The organism is Methanobrevibacter sp., assembly GCF_045541095.1.
GTDB lineage: Archaea > Methanobacteriota > Methanobacteria > Methanobacteriales > Methanobacteriaceae > Methanocatella.
In genome coordinates this window covers 1-3684 of sequence record NZ_JAZQIJ010000133.1, presented here as the reverse complement: position 1 = coordinate 3684, position 3684 = coordinate 1, and the positions used below count along the sequence as shown (strand labels likewise).

The 3684-nt window shown below is 34.6% G+C and carries 1 protein-coding gene; it reads left to right on the top strand.

Features of this window, described 5'->3' with window-relative positions:
- Positions 1–264: 264 nt before the first annotated feature.
- On the top strand, positions 265–3366 hold the full coding sequence (locus ACKI2P_RS05515) for a C1 family peptidase (protein ID WP_407375768.1): 3102 nt from the start codon (positions 265–267) through the stop codon (positions 3364–3366).
- Positions 3367–3684 lie beyond the last annotated feature (318 nt).

Sequence of the window (3684 nt, the reverse complement as noted above, 5' to 3'; positions counted from 1 at the left end):
CAAAGGCCCATACATTGACCAGGCAACAGGCCACTGGTTCTACTGGAACGGCACCAAGTATGTGGACTCAGGCTATCCCTATGCAGTCAAGCCCATTATAGAATTCAAAATCGAAAATGGAATCTTATACTATTCAATTACCTGGGAGGCACAATGAAATAAATCAAATACTTTGAAACCCGTTCAATATATCATCATATATAATATACATTAGAAAATTTAATAGAAATATATTTAATAGTTTCTTAACTAATATATGTGTGTATGAAAATAAATAAATTAATTGTTTTAAGTTTGATTTTGCTGATATTATTCACATTATCAGCAGTATCTGCAGAAAAAAACATAACGAACTTTACAAGTAATGGGGATTTATTAACATCAGATTCACCAAATGCTAACTTCAATGATTTAAATAAAGACATAAATGAAAGTACAAATGAATTAAAACTTACTCATGACTATGTCTACGATGAAGGCAATGACATCAATTTCACAGATGGAATTAATGTCACCAAAAGCAACTTCCTTTTGGACGGTAACGGATATAGTATTGACGGGAACGGAAAAGCGAGAATATTTAATATAATTGGGAACAATGTCACTCTAAAAAATTTGATAATCAAAAATGCATTAAATGGTGCAGTGTCTTTCGTTCAGCCAAATGCAGAGTATTATCTGAACAATGTCACCATTCAAAACTCATCCTCCAAATATGATTCTGGTGGAATTGAATTAAGTGCTGCCAATCTGGTTGTAAACAATTCAAAATTTATTTCAAATACTGGTACTAGAAGTTCAGACATTTTTTTCAACGAAAAGTCTAATGTAACTGTTGTAAATTCCACTTTTGAAGGTGGAATCGAGTCAAAATGGTCACATATTTATTTTTCTGGCGGAGCATTGATTGTTGACGGTTCCACTTTTGCAAATTCACGTTCAAGCTATGCCAATGCAATTTATGGTGAAGATGGTAGGGTGACTGTACGTAACACTAAATTCAGGAATCTTACTGTTTTGAATAGTGCTGGTGCAATTGGCGTTAAATATGAGGTTAATTTAACTGTTGAGGATTGTGAATTTATAAATATCACTTCAGGTAAGAATGGTGGGGTGATTTTTGCTGATATTGAACAGGGTTATGTGACAATCGCCAACTCAAAATTCCATGGTTGTTTTGCTGCATTTGGGGGTGCCGTAATGCAGCTTAGATCTGAGTTAAATATCATTAACTCAACTTTTGAAGATAATATTGCAATGTGTGATGGTGGAGTATTATGGACATCATATGCTGATGTATCCATTGAAAATTCCACATTCAAGAGAAATAATGTTGTTAAAGAAGATTTGGAAATTGGGGGAGTATTGTACTTTGATAAAGGAGACATATTAATCAAGGGTTCAACTTTCATTGACAATCACGGATCAAACAAAGGGGATGCGGTATTCACCTATGATTCCAAACTCACATTACAAAACAACACCTTCAAGGACAACGGAAATGCCCTATACTCAGTATTCTCAACACAAGACATTGCCGAAGACAATAAATTCAATAATGATTTGGTTTCTGTTAACAACACATTTTATGCAACAATTGTGGTAAACGACGGAATAGAATTAACACTGATTAATAACACTCCTTATAAATTTGACACCTTACCGGATAAATTCAATTTAAAGGATTATGGATTAGTGGGTCCTGTCAGAGACCAGGGTTATATGGGTGCCTGCTGGACATTTGCAACATCCGGTGCTTTAGAATCAGCATTGCTTAAAGCAACCGGAAAATTATATAATTTTTCACAGGATAATATTCAAAATACAATGCTTCAATATTCAATTTATGGAGTTAATGGAATTTTAGAAGGTGCACAACAATCCACAGGTGTCGGATATCTTGTAAACTGGTACGGTCCATATCCAACCGATCTGGATAGATATGATGAGCTTGGAAAAGTATCCACTCATATCAACATGGCAAATGAAAGCATACATGTTCAGGACGTAGTGTTCTTCCCGGCTCGTCAAAATGCAACAGACAATTATATCTTTAAAAAAGCATTAATGGACTACGGAGCATTTCTAGTGGCAATTTATGCAGGTGAGAGTTCAAAATATTATAACGAAACATCTGCTGCACGTTATTACAATGGAACTGAAGGTATAAATCATGCGGTAACTCTTGTTGGTTGGGATGATAATTATCCTGCAAGTAATTTCCTAAATCCACCTTCGGGTGATGGTGCATGGATTATTAAAAACAGCTGGGGTACAGACTGGGGAGATGAAGGCTATTTCTACCTGTCATATTATGATGCCTCATTCAATACTCAAAACCCTCAGCAGTATCCATACTATGCGGCTTACTTATTTAACAACACTGTTCCATACAATAAGAATTATCAAGCAGATGCAGGACAGTTAAATAACTTTGTAGATCAATACAAGTACTTCTCAAATACCTACACTGCTCTTGAAGATGATTTAATTGCAGCCGTGGGTACTTACTTTGATAGTGATGGAGTTGATTATGAATTTGATATTTATGTTAATGGAGTGTTAAAACACACACAAAATGGCGTAAGCCCATTTGCAGGTTATCATACCATCAAATTAACACAATACATTCCAATTTCAGCAAATGATACTTTTAAAGTTGTATTCAAAAATAGTTCTCTACCTTTCGAATCTAATTCAAGACATCATCATAAGGAAAACGTTTCATTTGGAAGTGTGGATGGTGTCAATTGGGAAGATCTTGCTAAAGATAATGTAACAGCAATATTGAAAGTCTACACTGTCGCTAAACCTGTAGTTCCATCAAAACCGGTTATCACAGGCAATAAGGATGTTGTCATGCTTTACTCAGCTGGCACCGCTTATAAGGTTCGTGTAACTATCGACGGAAGGGCTGTAGTCGGGGAATACGTAACCTTCAAATTCAACGGTGTCACCAAAAAGGTTAAAACCGACAGCAAAGGTTATGCAACTTATAAAATACCTACTGTTAAACCAAAATCAAGTAAATACGCAATCACTGCAACATATAAAGATGTAACTGTTAAAAACAAGGTTAAAGTGAACAGCATTGTTGTTGCTAAAAACCTTAAGGCTAAAAAATCTGCAAAAGTCCTTAAAATCAAAGTGACCTTGAAAAAGGTCAACAAGAAATACATTAAAGGCAAATACGTAACCTTGAAATTCAAAGGCAAAACCTATAAGGTAAAAACCAGCAAGAAAGGTGTTGCAATTTTCAAAATCAAAAAGAATGTGCTTAAAAAACTTAAAGTTGGTAAAAAATACTCCTATAAGGTTTCTTATGGTAAAGATGCTGTAAGCAAAAAAATAACCGTTAAAAAATAGGGATTATATTTTTCCCTATTTCTTTTTTTTACTAGGGGTTTTCAGATAATCTCTATTTCCATATTTTGATTTTATTCCATTCATCGATTAAAAGATGGATGATGTATCTCAATTTAAGAATCATCCTCCCGAGGGGTTTCCGGAATCTCACCAAACCAGTTGCTTCTCTTTCCGATGTATTGAACTACCTCAACTTATTGAAGTTGAGGATTCCTAGGTTTTTTATTATATATCGTTGGTTATTTGATATTATCCTAGGCTATCTCCCTCGTCCCATGGGTTCAGACAAAAATGTTAATGTTTTGCTTTTTTAAACTT

Excerpts from the sequence above, each read along its gene's own strand:
- ACKI2P_RS05515 (WP_407375768.1), top strand. The coding sequence starts at position 265 with ATGAAAATAAATAAATTAATTGTTTTAAGTTTGATTTTGCTGATATTA.